Source organism: Flavobacterium panacagri, from assembly GCF_030378165.1.
Lineage (GTDB): Bacteria > Bacteroidota > Bacteroidia > Flavobacteriales > Flavobacteriaceae > Flavobacterium > Flavobacterium panacagri.
In genome coordinates, this window is sequence record NZ_CP119766.1 from 5,043,626 (window position 1) to 5,067,687 (window position 24,062).

Annotated in this window: 16 protein-coding genes, 1 tRNA gene and 1 pseudogene; 10 read left to right on the forward strand and 8 right to left on the reverse strand. The window is 34.2% G+C overall.

What is annotated here, in order from left to right; all coding sequences use genetic code 11:
- Nucleotides 1–8 precede the first annotated feature (8 nt).
- Nucleotides 9–149 carry a hypothetical protein gene (locus P2W65_RS21525; protein WP_289661059.1) on the reverse strand — a complete coding sequence of 47 codons (141 nt, stop codon included), beginning with the start codon at nucleotides 147–149 and terminating at the stop codon, nucleotides 9–11.
- Complete coding sequence (locus P2W65_RS21530) at nucleotides 149–691, reverse strand: hypothetical protein (protein ID WP_289661061.1); 543 nt, start codon at nucleotides 689–691, stop codon at nucleotides 149–151. Before P2W65_RS21530 ends, P2W65_RS21525 begins: the two co-directional genes overlap by 1 nt.
- An 86-nt stretch (nucleotides 692–777) precedes the next feature.
- On the opposite strand from P2W65_RS21530, the gene P2W65_RS21535 reads away from it, so the two are divergent.
- From P2W65_RS21535 to P2W65_RS21555, 5 genes and pseudogenes are all read left to right on the forward strand, one after another.
- A complete protein-coding gene (locus P2W65_RS21535) occupies nucleotides 778–1,023 on the forward strand; it encodes a hypothetical protein (RefSeq protein ID WP_091493196.1) in 246 nt (81 codons plus the stop codon).
- 351 nt (nucleotides 1,024–1,374) lie between these two features.
- Nucleotides 1,375–1,815, forward strand: a complete 441-nt coding sequence (locus tag P2W65_RS21540; RefSeq protein WP_012026316.1) for a KTSC domain-containing protein — start codon at nucleotides 1,375–1,377, stop codon at nucleotides 1,813–1,815.
- 263 nt (nucleotides 1,816–2,078) lie between these two features.
- A complete protein-coding gene (locus P2W65_RS21545; protein WP_289661075.1) occupies nucleotides 2,079–2,840 on the forward strand; it encodes a DUF4369 domain-containing protein in 762 nt (253 codons plus the stop codon).
- 18 nt (nucleotides 2,841–2,858) lie between these two features.
- Nucleotides 2,859–3,245, forward strand: a pseudogene (locus P2W65_RS21550) (TlpA family protein disulfide reductase); the annotation flags it as partial.
- 428 nt (nucleotides 3,246–3,673) lie between these two features.
- Nucleotides 3,674–3,754, forward strand: a tRNA-Tyr gene (locus P2W65_RS21555).
- 333 nt (nucleotides 3,755–4,087) lie between these two features.
- Here P2W65_RS21555 and P2W65_RS21560 read toward each other — a convergent pair.
- From P2W65_RS21560 to P2W65_RS21575, 4 genes are all read right to left on the reverse strand, one after another.
- Complete coding sequence (locus P2W65_RS21560) at nucleotides 4,088–4,534, reverse strand: response regulator (protein WP_289661079.1); 447 nt, start codon at nucleotides 4,532–4,534, stop codon at nucleotides 4,088–4,090.
- Nucleotides 4,535–5,048: 514 nt separating this feature from the next.
- Entirely contained in the window at nucleotides 5,049–7,445 is a 2,397-nt protein-coding gene (locus P2W65_RS21565; RefSeq protein ID WP_289661081.1) for an arylsulfatase, read from the reverse strand.
- A 50-nt stretch (nucleotides 7,446–7,495) separates the two neighbouring features.
- Nucleotides 7,496–9,877 (reverse strand): arylsulfatase, encoded by a 2,382-nt coding sequence (locus tag P2W65_RS21570; RefSeq protein ID WP_289661083.1) that lies wholly within the window; start codon nucleotides 9,875–9,877, stop codon nucleotides 7,496–7,498.
- A gap of 75 nt (nucleotides 9,878–9,952) precedes the next feature.
- Nucleotides 9,953–12,325, reverse strand: coding sequence for an arylsulfatase (locus P2W65_RS21575; RefSeq protein ID WP_289661085.1), 2,373 nt, complete (start codon nucleotides 12,323–12,325; stop codon nucleotides 9,953–9,955).
- 624 nt (nucleotides 12,326–12,949) lie between these two features.
- On the opposite strand from P2W65_RS21575, the gene P2W65_RS21580 reads away from it, so the two are divergent.
- A complete protein-coding gene (locus P2W65_RS21580) occupies nucleotides 12,950–14,206 on the forward strand; it encodes an MFS transporter (protein WP_289661088.1) in 1,257 nt (418 codons plus the stop codon).
- 243 nt (nucleotides 14,207–14,449) lie between these two features.
- Here the strand turns inward: P2W65_RS21580 and P2W65_RS21585 are convergent, their stop codons facing one another.
- Nucleotides 14,450–15,652 carry a WG repeat-containing protein gene (locus P2W65_RS21585; protein WP_289661090.1) on the reverse strand — a complete coding sequence of 401 codons (1,203 nt, stop codon included), beginning with the start codon at nucleotides 15,650–15,652 and terminating at the stop codon, nucleotides 14,450–14,452.
- 513 nt (nucleotides 15,653–16,165) lie between these two features.
- Between P2W65_RS21585 and P2W65_RS21590 the strand changes: the two genes are divergently transcribed.
- Nucleotides 16,166–18,610, forward strand: coding sequence for a TonB-dependent receptor (locus P2W65_RS21590; RefSeq protein ID WP_289661092.1), 2,445 nt, complete (start codon nucleotides 16,166–16,168; stop codon nucleotides 18,608–18,610).
- Nucleotides 18,611–18,690: 80 nt separating this feature from the next.
- On the opposite strand, the gene P2W65_RS21595 is transcribed toward P2W65_RS21590, so the two are convergent.
- Nucleotides 18,691–19,719, reverse strand: a complete 1,029-nt coding sequence (locus tag P2W65_RS21595; protein WP_289661095.1) for a hypothetical protein — start codon at nucleotides 19,717–19,719, stop codon at nucleotides 18,691–18,693.
- A gap of 198 nt (nucleotides 19,720–19,917) precedes the next feature.
- On the opposite strand from P2W65_RS21595, the gene P2W65_RS21600 reads away from it, so the two are divergent.
- Genes P2W65_RS21600 through P2W65_RS21610 form a run of 3 tightly spaced genes read left to right on the forward strand, consistent with a single transcriptional unit; the run spans nucleotide 19,918 to nucleotide 23,915 of the window.
- Nucleotides 19,918–20,433, forward strand: coding sequence for an RNA polymerase sigma factor (locus tag P2W65_RS21600; RefSeq protein WP_289661097.1), 516 nt, complete (start codon nucleotides 19,918–19,920; stop codon nucleotides 20,431–20,433).
- Nucleotides 20,434–20,483: 50 nt separating this feature from the next.
- Complete coding sequence (locus P2W65_RS21605) at nucleotides 20,484–21,383, forward strand: FecR family protein (protein WP_289661100.1); 900 nt, start codon at nucleotides 20,484–20,486, stop codon at nucleotides 21,381–21,383.
- 27 nt (nucleotides 21,384–21,410) lie between these two features.
- Nucleotides 21,411–23,915: a TonB-dependent receptor gene (locus tag P2W65_RS21610; RefSeq protein ID WP_289661102.1), complete on the forward strand. Its 2,505-nt coding sequence runs from the start codon at nucleotides 21,411–21,413 to the stop codon at nucleotides 23,913–23,915.
- The last annotated feature ends 147 nt before the right edge of the window (nucleotides 23,916–24,062 follow it).

Consider the following 24,062-nt stretch of genomic DNA (forward strand, 5'->3'; position numbering starts at 1 on the left):
ACTTATATTTACTCTTTACTTTCGTTGAATTTTTTCACAATTTCTTTCAGCTTTTCTTTGCGCGAAACTTCGGCTTGTTTTTTCTTAGCCTGGGCTTTGTGCAATTTATCATTATGCTTTTTGATATTCTTTTCATTATTGCGTCCCATTATACTTCTCTTTTAATTTGTTCTAAAGTTTTCTCGGTAAAAATCAATTCAGTGATAATTTGTTTTCTTAAATCATCAATATCATCATAATCAAAATGTTTTGCCCAATTCGTCAGCTGCTGCAGGTTTCTTATTTGCTTTAGTCTTTTAGTTGTCTCCAAACTCGTTCTTAAAACCGCTTTTCCATCGTATTCTGGATTATTTTTATGCTGATAATTGGCTAAATTCTTTTCAAAATCTGCTTCTACATAATACAGTTTATCTGTTGCATTGTCTGGATAAAATTCTGTCCATTTAGCAAAACCAATTTTAGTTTTTGATTCTGTTTCTGGATCGCGGGCAACTAAACGCCATTTGCTGTTTGCCAGTCTTCCCCAGTGATTAGAAACACGATACATGCCTTCTTCTGTATAATAATAAGCACTTCCTGCTTTACTTTCAAATTGTTTCTTTAAACCTTGAATCGCTTCAGGAAGTACTTCATGAAACGCACAAAAAGTATTTTTAAAAGAATTTGGATGTGGTTTAAAGTTTTTCTGCATGATGCAAATATACTCAGATTGCACGGAACTCCCTAAAGCAAACCTAAATTGCTTACCTTTGTGACTTAATTTCAAAACATACACTCATGTCTAAAGATGAACAACAAAAAATGCCGCAAAAAGGAGTTTTTACCGGTATTATCGAAAAAGATGAAAACAACAATTATTTCTGCGGCGAATATCTTTTAGACTACAAAACGGTTCAATCTAATTTTAAAGTGGGAGATTGGATTACTATTAAGTCAATCATTGAAAACCCAAGTGATATTAGCTACGACAAATATCCAAAGAAGTCTAGAAACTTCGACAAGGCTAATCATAAGCCGGAGTAGTTTTTTTGTTTCAAGTTTCAAGTTTTTGTTGGAGCGGGTAATTTTTAACGCAAAGAACGCTAAGGTTATTTTTACAGGCGTTATAAATTGAGAAATATTTAAGTTCGCAAAGCTTTGTGTACATAAAGCTTTGCGAACTTTACGTTTACATAAACTTTGAAAAAAAACTTTGCGGTCTTTGCGTTGACCTTCGCGCACTTTGCGGTTAAATAAACTTACAGTTAACTTTTCTCAATATTTTTTCCATCAAAACTAAAAAGTTAAAAAAAAGTGTACCTTTGCAAAAAATTTGTCGATTTGAACTAATTAATATCGATTTCAAACTAATAGACAAGTAGTTACCTTTTATTTATGAAAAAAATAGTTGAATACCGCAAGTTACTAAACGTAGAGAAAACTGCAGAATTAAAAGATTTAAAAACAATTTATCGCAATGCGATGAAAGAATCTCATCCTGATAAATTCGTTGGAGATGAAGCTGGTCTTAAAGCTGCAGAAGAAAAAAGTAAAACGATTATCGAAGCTTACCACTTTTTAGTAAGTATTCACCCTGATACTATCAAACTTAATTTACCTGAGTACACAGAAACAATTTCAACTTGTTCTATCACAGATTTTAAATTTGTTGAAGGTCGTTTAATTATTGATTTTTCTAACGGAAGTGTTTACGAATACATTAGTGTTCCTAAAGCAACTTACGTGAAAATGGTAAATGCTGATTCTCCTGCAAGATTTGCAAAAAGACATATTTTAAATGCTTTTACTTGGAGAAAGAAAACAAACCAAGAATAGTCTAAAAAACATTATATTTTATCAAAAAGCACTCCTGCAAATGAGTGCTTTTTTTATGCCTACAAATAAAAAAAACAAATACAGCGCCTCTAATTAAATTTCTAATTAAGAGTTTTAAATCAAATCAAACCAACAAACACACTGATTTAATGGGTTTTAAATCAAAAAAAACTATAACAAAATTTTAGGTTACAAAATTCTTTATGTTTTATATTTTTAGATACTTTTGTTGCACAAATCAATTAACTAATTAATTTTTTATAATGAAAAAAATACTTTTTGTACTTACAGCTTCTGCAGCTATCATTTCTTGCAGCAAAGTTAAAGATGGAGAATACCTTATTACAGGTACAGCTACAGGAATTGAAAACGGAAAAACTATTATTTTACAAGGTGCAGATCCTGCTACAAGAATGCCAATTTCTCTTGATACAGTAAAAGTTGAAAATGGAAAATTTGAAATAAAAGGAAAAGTTACTGAACCAGCTTTCCATACCTTAATTTTACAAGGAGCAAATGGACCTATCCCATTAATTCTTGAAACTGGAGAAATTAAAGTTGTTATTGATAAAGACAGTATCCACAAATCTAAAGTTACTGGAACTTATAACAATGACGAATATTTAGCTTTTACTGAAGACATGAATAAAACTCAAAAAAGTTTAATTGATTTTCAGAAAAAGAACAACGAAAAAATGAAACAAGCTCAACAAGCTCAAGATACAGCGACTATCAACAGTTTGATGAAACAATACATGGAAATCCAAAAAGAAGTTGGAGAAAACAGCAAAAAGAAATTTTTAGCATACGCTGAAGGTCACCCAAAATCTTATATCACTGCTTTAATTGTTCAACAAATGCTGAATGATCCAGCTGCTGATACTAAAAAATTAGAGAGCATTTATAACTCTTTAGATGAGTCAGTAAAAAATACTACTCCAGGAAAAGAAATCAAAACTAGATTTGGACAAGCAAAATTGCCATCTGTTGGAGCTACAGCTGCACCAGTAGGCAGCGCTAAATGAAGAGCAGATTTTTCGGCTCCTAATCCAGAAGGAAAAGTAGTTTCTCTAAAAGAAAGTTTAGGAAAAGTAACTATCGTAGATTTCTGGGCTTCATGGTGTGGTCCATGCAGACAAGAAAATCCAAATGTGGTTGCTATCTATAAAGAATTACATTCAAAAGGCTTAAACATCGTTGGTGTTTCTTTAGATAAAGATGCTGCTAAATGGAAAGAGGCTATCGCAAAAGATGGTTTGACTTGGACTCATGTTTCTAACCTAAAATTTTGGGAAGAGCCAATTGCAAAACAATACAATGTTGAATCTATTCCAGCAACTTTTATTCTTGATGCATCAGGAAAAGTAGTAGCTCAGGATTTAAGAGGCGCAGAATTGAAAGCAAAAATCGTAGAGCTTTTAGCTAAATAATTAAGAAGTACTCAAAACAAAAAATCTCCCTAGTGGAGATTTTTTTGTTTGAATCAATTCCTTACCGAGTCTAAAAAGTTTATTTTTCTAAAAGAAATTAAAATCGTAATCAAAAAAAAATTAATGCAAAAAATGGCTTAAATTATATAAATGATCAATCTAATACATCCAACATAAATATTGGTTTAAGACTTTGGAGAGTTTGAATTAAAAGTGAAAAACACAAAAAACCCTAAAAGAATATTCTTACTTTAAAAAATAACTAAATAAAAACAGATTTAAGCTTTTTTTTTTATTTTATTCAATTCCAATGAATTAAAAAATAACTTTAAAATAACTTTAAATTAAGTGCTTTTTTTGTTTGGAAATGTAGAAAGAGTTCCTATCTTTGCCACCGCTTAGAACAACAAAGCACAAAAGCTGAGATCGGGGAGATACTCAAGCGGCCAACGAGGGCAGACTGTAAATCTGCTGTGTGAACTTCGCAGGTTCGAATCCTGCTCTCCCCACGGAAAGGGTAAAAAGGCGGAAAACTTAAAGTTTTCAATCTTTTCAAAAAGCCATAAAAAATTTCTGAAAACCTGCAAATTGTTAAATTTGCAGGCTTTTTTATTACTAAACTTCAAATTATTGTAGTTTTTGTATTCTAAAATCCAACCCTAACGAAAAGAGAGCTTCATAAAAACATGAAGCTCTCTTTTTATTTTCTCACAAAACAGATTAAGTATCTTCACTATTAAATGATGTCCAAATAAAGTAAAAAATTGATTTATTTCATTAGTACATTAAAGGCTTTTTGGAACTTAGACATCTGGCAGATTCTTTTTCATTTCTATACTATTTCACCTAATATGAAATATCCTTTGCTCACAACCTAAAGAGTCCCATCTGGCTTCCATGATAATTCTTGAGAGCTTTTTGAGATCTGCATAATTGCTGGGCTTCACGGCATAAAAATCAGCGCCTGCCATAAATGCTTGATCAATAGAGGAGGTACTACTTTCACTGGAATATACAACAATCCTTGTTTTACCTGCAGGTAAAATTTTCCTTACCGATCCAATAACTCCAAAACCGTCAGTAAAAGGCATGCAGAGTTCTAGAAATATAAAATCTGGAACACCACTCTCCTGTTTTAAAAACTGATCCATTAGCTGTTCTCCGCTACAGACTTCAAAAATCTCAAAATACGCGTTTAATTCCAAAAGCGCTTCATGAAGCATCATTCGGTCGTCATCATCCTTATCAGCTAGACAGATAATTTTTTTTGAATAATCATTCTTAGACATAACATCTTGTTTCTCAAACCGGCATAAAACCATTATCTAAGAATTCGCAAGCCGATTATATCGCTATAGCCCTTTGTTAAATTTCTAAAGAATCGAATTATATCCCGCTATCAGGTTAATAATATTTGAAGGTAGAAGTTAAAGGTCTTCAAAACAAACAGAATCAGTAAAATCGGATAATTTAACTGTCGTAAATGGTAATTATATAAATACATGGTAAGAATTAAGCTTCAAACAAAATTTTAATATAAAGGATTCTGAAATTAAAGCAGACTGTATCAAAAGTTAGTTGTGAATCATAGAAAATATAACCTTTCTCAGTACACAAAATTTAACATAAAGATTGCATAAAGACAGAAACATCATGAATTGACATAAAGCTGCTTTATAATTTAATTCAAAAAAAAAGATTTAAAATCATTTAAAAAAAGAAATACAAAAAAGCTGTTAATTCTAAATCATCAAAAGATTTCTCTTTTTTACTTTTAAAAAACCAAATTTTAATTCCTTCTTTTTATAATAAATTTACTTTTACACTATTAATTTTTCCTTCAAATTTAAATGGTGCTTTTTTATAATAACGAATAGAAACCGGCCCGCCTAAATCTTCGCCGACATCAAAAGTTTCACTTGCAGTAAAAGCAACAGGAACAGTTCTTTTCACTTCTCCTTTTGCATATTCTTTGTCATCAACTGTAATAACAATTTCAGCTGGAGCGCCAGGCTTTACAATAGTGGTTAAAACTTCGATTTTATGTTTTCCTGATGGTATTTTTTCTGATGATTCTACATTATATCTTTCTATAATCAGCATATTATATTCGTAAACTAATTTGCCATTATCCATAAATAAAGTCACACCACCGCCAGAACCTCCAAGCGCATACAAAACTCCCGAAGCATTTTCTTTAATTTCAACATCAGCCACTACTTTGTTGCTTTTTTTACCTAAACCGGGCGCACTGAATTCGGGCATACGTTTCGTGGTTTCATCAAAAGTCCAAGACTTATAAGGTGCTTTAATAACATCTTCAGGATGAATGCGGAGCCAAATTCCTGCGCCAATTGGATAGTCTTTATTCTTTTTAGCTTCTTCATTGAATACTTCCTGAAGTTCTTTTAATTTCTGCGGATTTTTAGATGCTAAATCATTATACTGTGTATAATCTTCTTTGATATTGTAAAGTTCCCAGACATCTTTTGTTGAATCCCATTCAGCTAAACCTTTCTGCGCAGGAATCCACGGATACAATGGTCCAAAAGTGCAGGCATACCAGCCATCTTTGTAAACGCCTCGGCTTCCGTTATTATCAAAAAACTGAACTTTAGATACTTCTTTAGCTTTCGCATCGTTAAAAGTATATTTAAAACTCACTCCGTCTATTGGCATCTGCTCAAAACCATTTACCACTTTTGGCGCTTTGATATTTAGAATATCGTAAATCGTTGGTACAATATCATTTATATGATGAAATTGACTGCGCGGTGTACTGTCTGGTTTGATCATTTTCGGCCAGCGAATTACCATTGCATTCTGCGTTCCTCCAAAATGAGAAGCAACCAGTTTAGTATGTTTAAAAGGCGTATTTCCCGCCCATGCCCAAGCCGCATGATAATTATTCTCTAAAAGAGGACCGCCGATTGCGTCTAATCCACCGAGTTTGTCTAAAGCATCCAATTGCTGTTGAATAGTATTCGAAATTCCATTCTGAGCCAGTAATTCACTTATAGAACCATTTTGCCCTTCGGCACTTGAACCATTATCGCCCCAAATAAAGAAAACAATTGTATTATCTTTTTGTCCATTCGCTTCAAGCGCATCCAAAACGCGTCCTACCTCATGATCGGCATGTTCTACATAACCTGCAAAAACTTCCATCATTCTAATTTGAAACGCTTTTTCAGATTTCGGAATACTTTCCCATGAAACCATTGTTTTGTCTCTTGCCGTTAGCTGAGCATTTTTAGGAATCCAACCTAATTCTTTCTGACGTTTAAATACTTTTTCACGATAAGCATCCCAGCCATCATCAAATTTTCCTTTGTATTTATCTGCCCATTCTTTAAAAATATGATGTGGCGCATGACCAGCGCCTGGCGCAAAATACAACAGAAATGGTTTGTCTGCAGCGTAGGATTTATGTTGTTTCATCCAATCAATAGCATGATCAGCCAAGTCAGTTGTAAGATGGTATTTTTTATCTTTTGGAGGTTCAACCGGAGTAAAATCATTTATTAATCTTGGTTCATATTGCGAGGTTTCTCCAGCAAGAAATCCGTAGAAATGCTGAAATCCATAATGAACAGGCCAGTAATCAAATGGTCCTGCTACAGTGGTTTGATTGGCTGGCGTATTGTGCCATTTTCCAAAAGCTGATGTGCTATAACCGTAATCTTTTAAAACTTCGGCAATTGTAGCGGCTTCTTTCGGAATAATTCCAGTATAGCCATCCCAATCAACGGCTCTTTCTGCAATGGTTCCGTTTCCTACATGAGTGTGATTTCTCCCTGTTAATAAAGCTGCACGGCTTGGCGAACAGATAGACGTTGTATGAAATTCATTATAAGCAATTCCCTCTTTAAATACTTTGGTTAATGTTGGCGTATTGACACCGCCGCCAAAAGTAGAAGGTGTGCCAAAACCCAAATCGTCCATTAAGATAATAATGATATTTGGTGCATCTTTTGGCAAATGATCCGGCTCTTCTCTACGTTTGTGTGTACTTTCTGCAAGAGTTTCATTGGCAACACTCGCACTTGGCACTGGTGGAAAAGGCAAAACATCCTGCGCATTAATTTTGAAATTGCTTCCTAAAACTAAAACAAGCAGTAAAATTATGCTGAGATTATTTTGAAAAAAACGATTAAATCTCAAATTAATCATCTGCATTAAATTATAAAACTCTTTCATGATTTTCAGATCTTAAAGTTTTTGATACAATTTTTCAAACTTGAGTTATATCAACTTTTCTTTACATAAGTAATTTTTGTCTTTCCAATTTTTCCATTAAATGAAAAAGGAGCCTGATCAAAATAATCTAAAGAAACAGGAGAATCTAAATCGGTTCCGATATCGAAAGTCGCATTTGATGTAAAGTGAAGCGACATCGCTGTCGGAACTGTTCCTTGTCCAACTGTTGCTCCATTTACTTTTAATGTCACATTCATAGCACCACCAATTTTATCGACTAGTTTTGACTCGACTTCGATTTTTACTTTTCCTTTTGGCAGTTTATCTTTCGATTTTATTTTAGTTCGCTGTACTTCAAACAAATTAAATTCATAATTTAAATACCCATATTTCACATAACACGTAACGCCTCCCGAAAATCCTGCAAGCGCATACAATACTCCGTTTGCGTTTTCAGGCACTTCCACATCCATTGTCACGTTGCTGCTTACTTTTCCTAATTTCGGTGCTGCCGATTCTGGCATTCCTTTTATAGGTGAATCAAAAGTCCATTCTGTTAAGGGCGAAGAGGGTGCGTCTTCTGGGTGGTACAATGCAGTTGACCATAATCCTCCACCAATTGGAAGGTTTTTATTTTTTGCTGATTCGGTTAAAAATAAGGCTTTCATTTCTTCCAATTTTTTAGGTTCTTTTAAAGCCAAATCAACCGCCTGCGACCAATCCTGCTCGAGATTATATAACTGCCAAGTATCTGTAAGTGGTGACCATTGTTTAATACCTTTAGGGATTCCTCCTACCCAAGGTTCTCTTGGTCCTCGTGCACTTGCAAACCAACCGTTTTGGTAGACTCCTCGACTTGCCATAATATCAAAAAACTGTGTATGGCGTGTGCCCTTTGCTTTCGGGTCAGTAAAAGTATAGACCATACTTACTCCGTCTAATTCATCCTGAGCAAAACCATTTACTACTTTTGGAACTGGAATTTTATCGATTTCATAAATCGTTGCTGCAATATCTATTACGTGATGAAACTGCGGTCTTGGCGTTTTATCATGCTTGATTCCTTTTGGCCACGAAATAGCCATTGGCTGACGTGTTCCTCCAAAATAAGCTCCCTGTAGTTTCGTTCCCTGATACGGCGTACTTGTTGCCCAAGCCCAGCCAGCGTTGAACATATTGTCAGTTTTTGGTCCGCCTAGAACATCTAAACCTCCTAATTCATTTAAGGCCGTAATATGCTGTTCTATTTTAGTCGGAATTGCATTTTGGGCTAATTGCTCGCTGATTGTACCGTTTAAACCTTCTGCAGAGGAACCATTGTCTCCCCAGATATAAATGATAATCGTATTATCAAGTTCTCCGAGTTTTTCGATTTGGTCAATAACTCTTCCTGCGTTAAAATCGGCATGTTCAGCAAAGCCTGCCCATATTTCCATAAGCCGGCGCTGAAAAGGTTTTTCTGTTTCTGGAATATTTGCCCACGACGACATCGATTCTGCTCTTGGCGTAAGCAGTGTATTCTGCGGAATCCATCCCTGCTCTTTCTGGCGTTTGAAGACTCTTTCGCGGTAAGCATCCCAGCCATCATCAAATTTGCCTTTGTACTTGTCTGCCCATTCTTTCATTACATGATGCGGACCATGAGCCGCTCCGGGCGCCCAATACAAAAAAAAGGGTTTTTCAGGCGCGTAGGCTTTTTGCTCTGACAGCCACAAAATGGCATCATCGGCCAAATCTTCTGACAAATGGTAATACTCATGTCCACCTGATGTTTTAGGATGTTCTACATAAGTGGTATTTCGTACCAAAGTTGGTTCATATTGTGAAGCTTCTCCAGCCAGAAAACCATAAAAATATTCGAATCCATAACCTGTTGGCCAATAATCAAACGGCCCTTTTGAAGTAATTTGTTCTTCGGGCGTATTGTGCCATTTTCCAAAGGCTGCGGTATTATAACCGTAATTTTTTAAAATCTCCGCCATTGTCGCAGAACTCTTTGGAATGGTTCCACTGAAACCATCAAAATCATTCGCAATAGCGGCAATCTGCCCATTTCCTACACGGGTATGATTGCGTCCCGTAAGCAGAGAGGCACGCGTAGGCGAACACATCGCTGTGGAATGGAAACGATTATATGAAATCCCTGTATTGGCAACTCTCGATAATGTTGACGTGTTTATTTCTCCACCATAAGTCGACGGAGCTCCAGGACCTGCATCATCCATTAATATAATCAAAATATTTGGTGCATTTGGCGGAAGATGTTTGGGCTCAGTTCTTTTTTTGTAAGTCGATGTTTCAATCGTTACTCCCGCCTGTGAAGCGGACGGAGCCGGAGGAAATGGCAGTACATCCTGTGCATTTATAAAACTAACAGACAAAACATTTATGGTAAAAAAGAAAAACAGTTTTACATACTTTTTAGTTTTCATAATAGACCTTTTATTATTTGAATCTATATTTTTTTAGAATTTTATAACATATTCCAACATGCCTCTATATTAATTCTATTTCAAATCAATTTCCACCTTATCTACAATTCCGGTAAACTTAAATGGTGCTTTATATGATTTTGCCACAGGCGATCCAGAATCTTCTCCTATTCCGAAAGTATCAATTCCAAAACGGGCAATAACGGTTTTGTCAATTCGTCCTTCACCAACTAATTTATTGTTGATATAAAGTTTTCCTGTCCCTCCTTTTCCTGTTCCTCCGCCATCATAAGCAAACTCAAATTTCACGGTGCTTTTTCCAACAGGAAGCGATTCTTTTGACGTAATAACAAAGCGAGATTCATCAAAATAATTATAGTGATAGACTAGTTTTCCATTTTGCACATAAAGAGCAAATCCCGCCGAACTTCCTCCAGAAGCCACAATAATGCCGCTGTCAGATTTTGATTTGAGTTCAATTTCTGCTGTAATCGTGTGCGATTTATTTTTGGTATTTGGAGAAGCGGTTTCTGCTAATCTTGTTGCTCCTGCGTAAAAAGTAAAATGTTTTCTTTTAGGATCAGACGGAGTCGGTTTTGGAGAAATTAATCGTCCAGTTCCTCTGTCATCTAAGGGATAGACGTTATACTTTTTAGCTTCTTCAGCAAAAATCTTTTTCAATTCTTCTACTTTTTCAGGATATTTTTTAGATAAATCAACCGATTCGCTGTAATCTTCGTCAATATTATAAAGTTCCCATTTGTCTTTATCCCAATTTCCCGGCGCATAATCCTGTCTCCACGGAAAAGTGTGTTGAGTAGCAGCAACCCAGCCATTATCATAAATTGCTCTATTACTGAAAACTTCAAAATATTGTCTGGTTCTAACTGGTTTGGCATTCTTATCAGTGAAAGTCGATAAAAAAGAAACGCCGTCCATAGGTTTCTGTTCAACACCATCAACCGATTTTGGAGCTGGAAGATGTGAAGCATCTAAAACTGTTGGAAGCACATCAATCAAATGCACGAACTGGCTGCGCATACCGCCTTTATCTTTGATTACTTTTGGCCAGCTCACCACCATAGGGTTACGGCTCCCGCCAAAGTGAGACGCCACCTGTTTTACCCATTGAAAAGGAGCATTTCCTGCCCAAGCCCAACCTACAGGATAGTGCGGTTCTGTATCTGGATTTCCAATTTCATTAATGCGTTTTAAATTATCTGCCAATGGAGTCGGAATTCCGTTTAAGGCTTTGATTTCATTCAATGTTCCGTCCATTCCACCCTCAGAGCTAGCGCCATTATCCCCCACTATATAAAATACCAAAGTATTATCCGCATCTGGAAGTTTGCTTATGGCTTCTAAAAGCCGTCCTGTTTCATGATCAGCAAACGAAAGATATCCCGCATAATTTTCCATCAAACGTGCAAAAAGTTTTTTCTGATCTGAAGAAAGTTTGTCCCAAGGTGTAACCCAGTCAGGTCTTGGAGTCAATTTTGTTCCTGACGGAATAATTCCCATTTTTAGCTGACGTTCGTAGGTTTCTTGTCTTACCACATCCCAGCCTTTATCAAACTGTCCTTTAAATTTATCACGCCATTCTTTTGGTGCATGATGCGGTGCGTGAGCCGCTCCAGGAGCAAAATACATCATAACCGGCTTTTGAGGCGCAACTGATTTACTGTATTCCAGCCAGTTGATCGCTCGATCCGTCATATCAGTCATAAAATGATAGCCTTGTTCTGGTGTTTTATCTGGTTCTACAGCTTTCGTGTTTTCAAAAAGAACTGGATAATATTGATGTGTTTCGCCTCCAATAAATCCATAGAAATAATCAAATCCTAAACCTGTCGGCCATCGGTCAAAAGGTCCTGTAATACTGCTTTCCCAGTCTGGTGTATTATGATTTTTTCCGAACCAGCTGGTGCTATATCCATTTCCTTTTAAGATTCTTCCGGATGTTGCAGTCGTTTTAGGAATCATACAGTTGTAGCTTGGATATCCTGTTGCCCATTCGGCCAAGAAACCAGAGCCTGCATTATGATGATTTCTTCCTGTCAATAACGCAGCTCTAGAAGGTCCGCATATGGCTGTAGTATGAAATCGATTATATTTTAAGCCATTTGCGGCAAGTTTATCCAATGCTGGTGTCGGAACTGGGCCTCCAAAAGTACTTACCTGTCCAAAACCAACGTCGTCCAAAAGAATAATAATGACATTTGGCGCTCCTTGTGGCGGTGTAACCAATTTTGGCCATTCTTCTTTGGAATCTTTGTAGGTCTCTCCAATCTTACCTCCAAAAGGAGGCCCGGGAATTGGAAGTGTTGTTCGATCTAATTCTCCTGAATCTGTTTTTTCTGTTACAGAACTTGTTTTCTGAGATTGATTACAGCTGAAAAGAAATACAGCTAAAATTACGAGTAGCTTTGGACTGATAAAAGACTTCATATTTTTAGTTTTAGTGATACGTACTAAATTACAAACATGTGTATTACAAAATCTTTTAATGATGTTGCAGATTATAATTTGCAACAAAGTTTTTACAATGGAGCTGATCCCTTTTTTGCAACTATATCTCAGAGCTTTTAATTTCTTAGTCGAAAGAATTACTATTTTTGTGATACAAAAAAAGAACATTCCCACTGTCTGTTTATTCTTTAGCATTTTAAGTTTTGTACAATGATTTAATATTGAAATAGTAAAAATTTGAATTTGGGTGCAAAATCGGTGCACTTTGGTCACAGACATTTTATAAAACCTAGTATAGATAGGACTTCAGTGATAAAGTTCGAATCCTGCTCTCCCCCACAAAACCTGAAAATCTTTTGATTTGTAGTTTTTTTTTATACTGCTTTTCATCTTTTTTAAAGAAGTATAAATTGATTGATTTCCAATATAGCAGTTCCGTACCAATATTTATTCTGACAACATCTACTTTTTGTATTGTTTAACAAAGTAAAAATGCTAATACATTTTTATGGAAGCAAACTTTATTAACAAGTAGTATGGAAAAACAATTCTTTCTTGTTGTTTTTGAATTCGTATATTCGGCCTTTATTTCGAAAAAAGAGAATGATTGCAAAATTGAATGAAAAAAAATCCTATCCTTGGATTGTAGTTGCCTTACTATGGTTTGTTGCTTTATTGAATTATTTAGACCGACAAATGCTCTCCACTATGAAATCAGCTATGATGGATGACATTCCTGAATTGGCTAAAGCTGAAAATTTCGGTCTTTTGATGGCTATTTTCCTTTGGATATATGCACTTATGAGCCCTGTTTCCGGAATTATAGCAGATCGGTTTAACCGAAAAAGAATAATTATAGGAAGTCTTTTTATCTGGTCAGGGGTGACTATGGCGATGGGTTATGCTACAACTTTCAATCAGATTTATATTTTGCGTGGTATTATGGGTTTTAGTGAAGCTTTTTATATTCCAGCTGCATTATCCTTAATTGCAGATTACCATCAGGAAAAAACACGTTCTTTTGCAATTGCGATTCATACTACCGGAATTTATTTAGGACAAGCACTGGGCGGTTTTGGAGCTACTATTTCTAAACATTTTTCCTGGCATTTCAGCTTTCATTCCGTAGGTTTACTCGGTGTAGTTTATAGTTTAATTCTTATATTTTTTTTAAGAGAAAAGAAAGTCTACTTTTTTGATCCTTCAAAAAGGTCATCTGTCAGCTATGAATTCAAGCAAATGTTTAAAGGATTGGGAATTTTATTTGGTAATATCTCCTTTTGGGTTTTACTCTTTTATTTTGCTGCCCCAAGTTTACCAGGCTGGGCAGCCAAAAATTGGTTACCTACCTTATTTACCGAAACCTTGCATTTAGACATGTCTCTCGCGGGACCAATTGCAACGGTAACCATTTCAATGTCTTCTTTTTTTGGCGTTTTAATTGGCGGTGCCATTTCAGATAGATGGGTAATGAAACATCTTAAAGGACGAATTTACACCAGTGTCATTGGATTATTTCTTACCATTCCAGCATTGTTTTTATTTGGCTACTGCTACAATATAGAAGCTATTATTTTTGGCGCGATCCTTTTTGGACTTGGATTTGGAATATACGACACGAACAATATGCCAATTCTTTGTCAGTTTGTTGCACCTCGCTACAGGGCAACCGGATATGGTATTATGAATTTTGTAGGCATTTCGGCAGGAGCTGTTATCACCGAGTTTTTAGGAAAAGCAGCTGATAATGGCGGAATGAGACACGTTTTTATATTACTCTTATTTGTAGTTGTCACTGCCATCGTCTTACAACTAGTGTCACTACATCCAAAAACTATAGACATGACTGAGACGGAATGAGGTTACAGAGAATTGCGGTTATTGAAAAAAAGTAGCTAAACCATCTGTAAGTCTACTTATTCACAGGCTTTTTTATTATATTTTTTTTTATAATTTTTAAAATCGCATAAAATCTTCACGACATAATTGATACTGTTATCTTACAAAACAAAAAGTATAGCAAGAGAGATATAAGAAATTCTGATGAGAATGTTTGCAAGTAAAAAACATAGAATGTTTTAGCATACACTAATCACGGTCTTTTCAATCCACAAAAAATTCCACACCATTTTTTCCAAGATATACTGTTTGACCTAGTTTATTCTTCACTTCAAAAATATGGAAATCATTCACCGATTCATATTCATAGGGTTTAATCGATGAATAACTTTTTTCACTGATTAAATTATAAGTCTCCATGTTGAATATTTGAAATCTATTATCCTTTTCTACCATAAGATATGAGTAGTATGTTTTACTAATTTTGTTGAACTCAAAAGGAAGAAATACTTTCAACTCTTGGCTGCTTTCATCCTTCTTTCCTAAAATTCCCCATCGGTCGTTTTTCTTGACTACAAAAGTACGCTGATAAACTGCCCAATGTCTTGAATCTTTACTTAAATCAAAATTGATCTCATCAAAATCAACTGGTAAGAGAACATTATTTTTACTCCCGACTATTCCCCATTTTTTGCCAATCTTTACGCCAAAAACATCACTATCTGAAACATAATCATTATCGTACTTCTTGGTTATAATATCATCATAAATTGCAGGAACTAATGTATCATATACGGTTTCCATTCGTGAAGTGTTTTTCAAAATAACCCCTGTCTTACCTTTACTTTTTACAACTTGTGGGCTCTCCATTTTCCCCATCATAACTCCTTCATACTGAATTTTCTCAATGTTATTAACTTCTTCCTCTGTTAACTTTTTACCATTTGCACTAAAATATACTTTGCTTTGCTTATTTAAGCAATGAAATGTTTTAGTAGAAGGATCAAATTGAATATTGGAATAAATCAGCGGAATCACGATCTTAGATTTTCCATCTATTAAACGCATTACACCGTATTTTTTATTTTTGGCGACAATAAATCGATTGTTAAGTCTGTCTTGAAAATCAAAATCATTGTTTAAGTGAATCTCAGGATTGTAATTAATACCAATCGAGTGTTCGCCATGATGAACTTCATAAATTCGAAAGCATTCGTCATATTGAAAAGGAACTACTGCCGCCCCTTCGTTATTAATATATCCAACCTTTCCCATTTTTTTTACTCTTGCCAGATCATCTGAATAAAAGTCCACAGCATCATATACACACGGTACAACAATTTTACCATCAATGCTTGCAAATCCCCATTTATCTTTTTGGCAGTATGGAATATATTGACTAAAAACAGGCTGATAAATTATAATGAAAATTAGTAGTAATAATGACTGGATTTTTGATTGCTGCATCTCTATTCGAATTTTATCTTAATTTAAGTGTTATATCTGATTTAGCAAACTGCACTTTTATTTTTGAAACTGCCTGCAGTTTTGCCAGACAAATCTAAGGCAGTTTTGAGAAAAATAAAGTAAACTACTTGTTATTTTTATTATATTAAAATAAAACGCCACTATTATCTTTTGAATTAAACCACTTACTTTTAGGTAACCAATTTTACTCTCTTCATCAAGCAATTCTAAACTTTATTTGAGATAACATTTTCTAACGGACAGAAAACCGAAAAGAAAATCCTTTTACAAAAAAACATCTTTATCAGTTGTAAATAAAAGACTTAACATCTAATAAATTTTTATTTCATTAATTACAGCATCTTAATTTATTCTTTCTAATATTCAAAAACATTGGGTTGTTAATCTTCTTTACTCCAACCTATTTATCATAAAAAAACATTCCTACACAAAAGCTTATTTGTATTTATTCTAAATAAATGTAGTTTTGCGGTCTTAAAATAGATAACCGCCATGAAGTTAAATTTCTCATTAATTCTGCTAGCCGTTTTTAATATTGGTCTGGCACAAAATGCAAAAATTACAGGAAAAATCATTTCCGAAAATAATGAAGCCATTTCTTATGCTTCAATTTCAATAAAAAGCCTTAAGAAGAGTGCAACTTCCGATGACAAAGGAAATTTTGAAATGACTAATCTTTCATCAGGAAACTACTCTGTTCATTTCTCTGCAATGGGATTTATTGTGACCGAAAAAAATATAGAATTACATGAAAATGAGACTCTTGATCTTTCTATTGTGCTGCAGGAAAACATCAATACACTACAGACCGTAGAAATTACAGGACGAAAAGAAAAGTCTTACCGAAATACAAAATCTTTTATTGGTGCTAAAACAGAAATTGCTTTGAAAGATTTACCACAGGCCGTTTCCTATGCTACCAAAGAACTTATTGCAGATCAAGGAGCTATTCGTGTAGGGGAAGTTATTAAAAACTTCAGCGGTGTTAGTCAGTTTACTTTTTATGATGATATATCAATTAGAGGTTTTAGAATTAACGGAGGAAGTAATACACAATTACTTAACGGAATGCGTACCTCGACAGGATTTTGGAAACAGCCGCTTGCAAATTATCTGGAACGTGTGGAAGTTCTAAAAGGACCATCTTCAGCTTTATTTGGAAATGCATCTCCTGGAGGAGTTTTAAATCGTGTTACTAAAAAACCATTAGACCAGGCAGCAAACAGTGTTAGTTTTTCAACAGGAAGCTTCAATACCTTAAGAGCACTGGCCGATTTTACTGGGCCATTAACCGAGGATAAATCACTTTTATACCGTTTGAACTTAGGTTACGAAAATGCCAATTCATTCAGAGATTTACAATATGATAAAAATATTGTTGTCGCTCCTTCCCTTTCTTTTCTTCCAAATGATAAAACCAGCGTGAACTTTGATTTGATTTACAGCAGTTCAAATGGAAATCTGGATCGTGGACAATCTACTTATGAAAACAGTCTGTACTCTACAAAAATTTCAAATTCGTTAAACTCAACCAACGATTATTTGAAAGAGGAAACCTATATCGTTACAACTTCTTTAAATCATCAGTTCTCAGATCGTTTATCATTCTCAGGATCTTATATCAGAACGGGGTATAATGAAGATCTTTTAGAGCACCGCGGCGCCAATAAATATGCCTCTGCTGGAGATGGAACTACAATTCCAACAGCAATTGAAATGCAAGTTTTTCAACGTAAACGCAAGCGTTATATTGACAATCTTTCTACTTTCTTTAAATATCAGGCGAAAACTGGTGCTTTAGATCATAATTTAATTGCAGGTTTTGATTATGCCCAGGAAGAGGTTCCTGCAGGTGGTTCACAATTAACTGCAAGCGGGTACAGAAATGCAGCAAACAATGGTTTCATCGCCACTTACAATCCTGCGAACAAAGCCAATTATTTACTGGATTCTAAAGGAAATCCAGTGCCAAACGTAGCACATTTTGATTTGAGCAATCCATTTGCTTCACAGCAGTTAAAAGATATGAGTAAATATTTCTATGTAGCTCGTCAAGTTGATCCAACCTATTATTCATTGTATGGAGTTTATCTTCAGGATCATATCAAATTTGGTGCTTTTCAGGCTTTAATCGGTATCCGTTATGATGAATATTCAGATAAGGTAAATTATAAAAAAACGACAGAAACAAAAGTAAAACAGCACTCGTTTTTACCTCGTTTTGGTCTTACTTATACACTTAATCCAAATATTAACTTATACGGAACTTATGTTCAGGGTTATAATCCTCAAACGGCATCTACTCTCGCAAATCCAAATGCAGGAGGACCATTTAATCCGTTAGAAAGTAATATGGTTGAATTTGGAGGAAAATCATCTTGGTTTAAAGAAAAGCTTTTTGTAACAGTTGCTTTATTCAAAATACAGCAGAAAAATACATTGTATCCTGCTAATGACCCTTCAAATCCAGATTTAATGAGAGCTATTGGTGAGGAAGAATCTAAAGGTATCGAAATTGATTTGAATGGAAATATTACGCGTAACTGGAGTATTTCTGCCGCTTATAGTTATAATGAAGCTTTTATTACTGAAAGTCCGATTGAAGCTGAAGTTGGAAGACAAAAAGCAAATACTCCAAGACAGCAGGGTAATATCTGGACTCGTTATAATTTTACAAATGGTGCTTTAAAAGATTTTGGAATCGCAATGGGATCAAATTTTGCAACAACACGTACTATGAGCCAGACGACTACAGAAACTCTTCCTGGATATACTTTGTTCAACGCTGCTTTCTACTACAATATCAATAAGTTTAAAATCCAGCTGAATGCCAATAATATTTTAAACAAAACTTACTGGGTTGGAGGATACGATTATATCCGTTTATTCCCTGGGGCGCCTTCGAACTGGCTTTTAACTCTAGGTTACTCTTTTTAAAAAAAGCTGCCCTATTTAAAATAATAGCATCTTATATTTATAGCCCGGACTTTCGTTCGGGCTTATTATTTTTGGGAAAACTAATAATTTATTTTTTGAAAATACAAATAATTATTCACAGCACTTATGTTTCGCAATCTTACCTCAGAATTGTTAAACTCAAATAACTTCCAATTACAATTCAATTTTTTAAGCAATTCTGAACTAAAATTTAGCCGTACTTCTCTAACACCGTTTTGAACTGTACTTTCCCATTGTCCTGTCTCTGAAACTGTGCCTCTAGTGGCAACCACAGATTTATCGGCTTTAAAAACAAATGCGTAACCACCGTAATTTGTTGTCTTTATAGAACCATCGTAAAAATAAGGTATTTCCCAAGAACCTTTTGTTAGGGTTTCTTCAAAATCAAGTGTCACAATATTATTTTCGGGACAATAATCTATCGCATACTTAATGGCATTTTCAAACTCCAGATTATTAGAAATCGATTTGGTCTGATCATTGTAATCTGCAATCGTAATAGGATATTTTAAAGAAATATACTGGCTGTCATTTAAATTTTTAATAAAATTAAAAAACGCCTCATCACTTATTATCGATTGGGAACTTGCCATCTGATTGGCGCTGTTGTAAATAGTAATCGTTATGGGATAATTAATATTGAGTCCGTTAATTTTGGATAAAAGATCAGGATAAAGATTCCAATAATCAATTAAAGAATCAAAATCTGCTTGATTGGGAATCAGTTTTTCAATGTAATTATAGTAAACCATTGTTACAGGAAAATCAATTCTCACGATATCTTCATCATAAGTATTTGCATTAATATTATCTAAAACTTTCTGATAATCTGCCGTGGTATTAACTGCGATACGTTCATTATTTACAGTAACAGTATAAGGAAGTTTTATAGTACAGTAACTCGATCCATCGATCATATTATCCTGTACGGTTTTCACCATTGCAACTCTTTGCAGATAACTGGTTAGCGGAGAAACATTCATAATTGTTCCCTGTGTATTATTGATTTCCTCATCTATTTCATGCTGGCATGAAATCAGTAAGAGCATGAAAACTGCACTTGATAAATATTTTTTCAAAAGGAACATATTGATGTTTTTACAAAAGTAATAAATTTTAAAAGAAACTGTTTTTAGTAAACTGCTAATAAAGCATTTCATAATTTTCTTCTATACTAAATTATCAAAAACCAATAGCATTTTATTCTTCAATAAAACAATCATCTTTACTTTTACCCTACTTCAATTAAAAACAAATACTTTTGCCTTGACAAATTGAAAACCTAAATGCCAGATAAAAACCAATCGAATACTTGTGATGAAATCATTTTTTCGTCTTTCTTCAAAAGTCATATAAAAGCACTTCGAAATTTTCTTTTGTACAAATTTGGAAATGCAGAACAGGCCGAAGATGTTGCTCAGGAAGCATTTGTAAAACTTTGGCAGAACTGTGCTGCAGTCCCATTAGAAAAAGCAAAATCATATATCTATACTATTGCTAATAACAGCAGTCTCAATCAAATTGCACATCAGAAAGTAGTTTTGAAATATGAAAAAAACTTCACAGGCTTAGACAAGACAAATGAAAATCCGGAATATCTTCTGGAGGAAAAACAATTTCAGGCTAAACTTTTAAAAGCCATCGAAAACCTAAACGAAAAACAGCGGACAGCCTTTTTAATGCATAGAATTGACGGCAAAAAATATAGCGAAATTGCGTTAGAGCTGAACATCAGCGTAAAGGCAGTTGAAAAACGCATCCATTTGGCTCTGTTAAGTTTACGTAAAGAAATTGATTTATAAAAAGTAGGGTAAATTTAGTTCTAATTGTTTTAATTAAATAATACGATAAAATGAAAAAAAATCGCTTATTAGCAAAATGGCTCAATGATGATTTATCTCCGGATGAATTGGCTGCATTTGAGGCAAGTCCCGATTTTGAAAAATATAAAAAAATAAAAGAATATACTGCCCACCTAGAAACAGATGATTGGGATGAAAATGTTATGTTAAATAATATTCTGAGTCAGAAAAAATCGGCACCTAAAGTAGTACCGCTTTACAGACAATGGATGTTTCGAGCAGCTGCAATATTTGTTCTGGTTCTCGGAATTACATTTGCTATGAAAGTTTTTGTGCCTCAAACAGAAACCGCAGAATTTGGACAGAAAACCACTTTTTCATTACCTGATAATTCTGAGGTAGTTTTAAATTCGGGTTCTGAAATAAACTATAAAAAATGGAACTGGAACAATAACAGACATCTTGAATTAAAAGGAGAAGCTTATTTCAGGGTAGCAAAAGGCAGAAAATTTGAAGTAGAGACTCGTCTTGGAAAAGTAACGGTTTTAGGAACACAGTTTAATGTTAAAACCAGAAAAAACAGATTTGATGTAGTGTGTTACGAAGGACGTGTAAAAGTAAATTATGCCAACACACAGATTCTCTTAACTCACGGGCAAAGTGTTCGTTTTGAAAACGGAAAACAAATTAAAACAACTGTAAATTCATTGAAACCCGAATGGATGGACAATCAAATATGTTTTTATAAGGAAAATATTCGAAGCCTTTTGGATGAAGTCGAAAGACAGTACAACATTAAAATTGAATTAAACACCAAAGATACTATCTCTTTATTTACAGGAAAACTGCCTGCGAAAGACTTAAATACGGCTTTGCAGATTATTAGTACCACCTATCACTTAGAAGCGAAAAAAGTATCCAACAATAAAATAATTTTTGACGAAAAATAAATGCTGCGCCCCAGACAATTTCATTTTTTGTTTTTTCTGTTATTTGTCCTGAATGTTTTTGCTCAGGATAAAGGGAAAATTATATCCTTTAAAAAAATAATAATTGATATTGAAAAACAGCACGGGGTTAGTTTTAATTACACCGAAGATAATATTGCCGATCTAGAATTAAATCCTCCTAAAAAGTCACTTTCTCTAGAACAGAAGCTGGAATATCTTTCCAAAAAAACTAATTTGTCTTTCGAAAATATCGGAAACAAATTCATTAATATTTATAAAAAAGATAAGGTCTCCAATCTCATCTGCGGCTATGTTTTATCTGTCTTAGATAAAAGACCAATTGAAAACGCCAATATCAGCTTCCCTGATAAAACTCATATTGAAACTGATTCAGAAGGATATTTTGAGTTTAGTAAACAAGAAAAAAATACCTTTATAACCAGCCACGTTGGTTTTGTTTCCAAAAGAATTACAGCTGGCAATACAGACTCTAAAAACTGCATTCAAATTTTCTTGGAACCCGAAATTACAGAACTTCAGGAGATTAAAGCCAATGCTATTCTGGCTTCGGGAATTTCTAAAAATACAGACGGTTCTCTTGTTATTAAACCCAAAAAATTTGGTATTCTGCCCGGACTTATTGAACCTGATGCATTGCAGACTATGCAGCAGGTTCCTGGCGTAAATAGTCTGGACGAAAGTGTCTCGAGCATCAATGTTCGTGGAGGCACACATGATCAGAATTTGTTTTTATGGAACGGAATCCGAATGTTTCAAACAGGACATTTTTTTGGTTTGATTTCTGTTTTTAATCCCAATTTAGCCCATACGATTTCGATTTATAAAAACGGAAGTTCTGCCTTTTACGGTGAAAGTGTATCAAGCGTTGTAGCGATTTCTTCTACACCAGAAACAGAAGAAAAAAACTCCTTCAGCGCGGGAATAAACATGATCAATGCTGATGTTTATGCAAAGTATAATTTTTCTAAAAAAAGTTATATCGAGATCTCGGCTCGTAAATCTATTACTGATTTTGTAGAAACTCCCACTTATAAAGAATATTTCAATAAAGTATTTCAAAATACTACCATTACTGACTTTTCGCAGAATCAAAACGTAGATTACCAAAGCGATAAAAAATTCGGCTTTTATGATGCAACACTGAAATACGCACAGAAAATTGGTCTCAAAGATCAAGTAGTATTGGATCTAATCACGATAAAAGACAATCTCGAAGTTTTTCAAAGCGCATCTTTTTATGACATAAACATATCTGAAAATAATATTTTACGCCAGCAGAATTATGGCGGTAATTTGTCATGGAAAAGAAACTGGAACAGCTTTAACACCACCAAAATTAATATTTACAATTCTACATACGAACTTTTAGCCAATCAAAAAACAACTTATGTAAACCAAATTGTGGTTCAGGAAAATACCGTAAACAATAATGGAATCAATTTAGAGAACAATCATATCCTAAGTCCTAAATTTAGTTTTAACAACGGGTACCAGTTTAATGAAATTGGGATAACAAATTTTGAGCAGGTAACTAATCCTGATTTCTATCGCAAAATAAAAGATGTACTGAGAACTCACGCTTTAATTTTAGAAGGAAAATATAATGACACTATCTCCAGAATATATTTTAAAACTGGAATACGCATTAATTACATTGAAAAATTTCAAAAATACATCGCAGAACCTAGATTTCAGTTTGGTTACGGAATTAGTAAAAGTTTAAATCTGGAATTATTGGGCGAACTGAAAAGCCAGAATACACAACAAATTATTGATTTACAGAAAGATTATTTTGGCATCGAAAAAAGACGCTGGATCATTTCAAACAACACTACAATTCCAATTCAGAAAAGCAGACAGCTGTCTCTAAATTTATTCTACAAAAAAAACGACTGGCTTCTAGATATTGAAAATTTTTATAAAAAAGTAATGGGAATTACGACTTCAAGTCAGGGCTTCCAGAATCAGTTGGAATTTGTACGAACTACGGGCGATTATGAAGTCTGGGGAACAGAAATGCTGGTGCAGAAAAAAATAAATCATTTTCTAACGTGGTTCAGCTATACCTACAATGAAAATAACTATCATTTCCCCAATTATGAATATCCAAATTTCCCAAACAACTTTGAACTAACTCACACTTTATCTTGGGCAGGAATTTATGAGAAAAACAATTTCAAAATTGCTTTAGGTACAAAATGGTCTTCTGGAAGACCAAAAACATCTCCTGATTTATCCCGAATTGATCTTGCAAATCCTGTATTAGTATACAACAAACCAAACGACAGCAATCTGAATATGTTTTCGCAGGTTAATCTTTCTTCAACGTATAAATGGGAAACCGCAGATGGCATTCAGTACAAATTAGGAATCTCAATCTTGAATATCCTAAACCGAAGAAATGAAATCAGCGAATATTACAGGATTAGTTCTTTAACAAATTCTATAGAAGAAGTTGATACTTTCTCTTTGCAAAGAACTCCAAACGTGAGCTTTAGAATTTCTTTCTAATTAGAATTCGGTTATTATTTATCCTTAAATTTTCTGCAAGGTCTTTTTTTTATTTTTTAGGTATTCTGAAGGTTTTGAAATAATACCTACAAGGTTTTGAAAACCTTGCAGGAACTCAAATTATGCTATATATCAAATACCTATTTT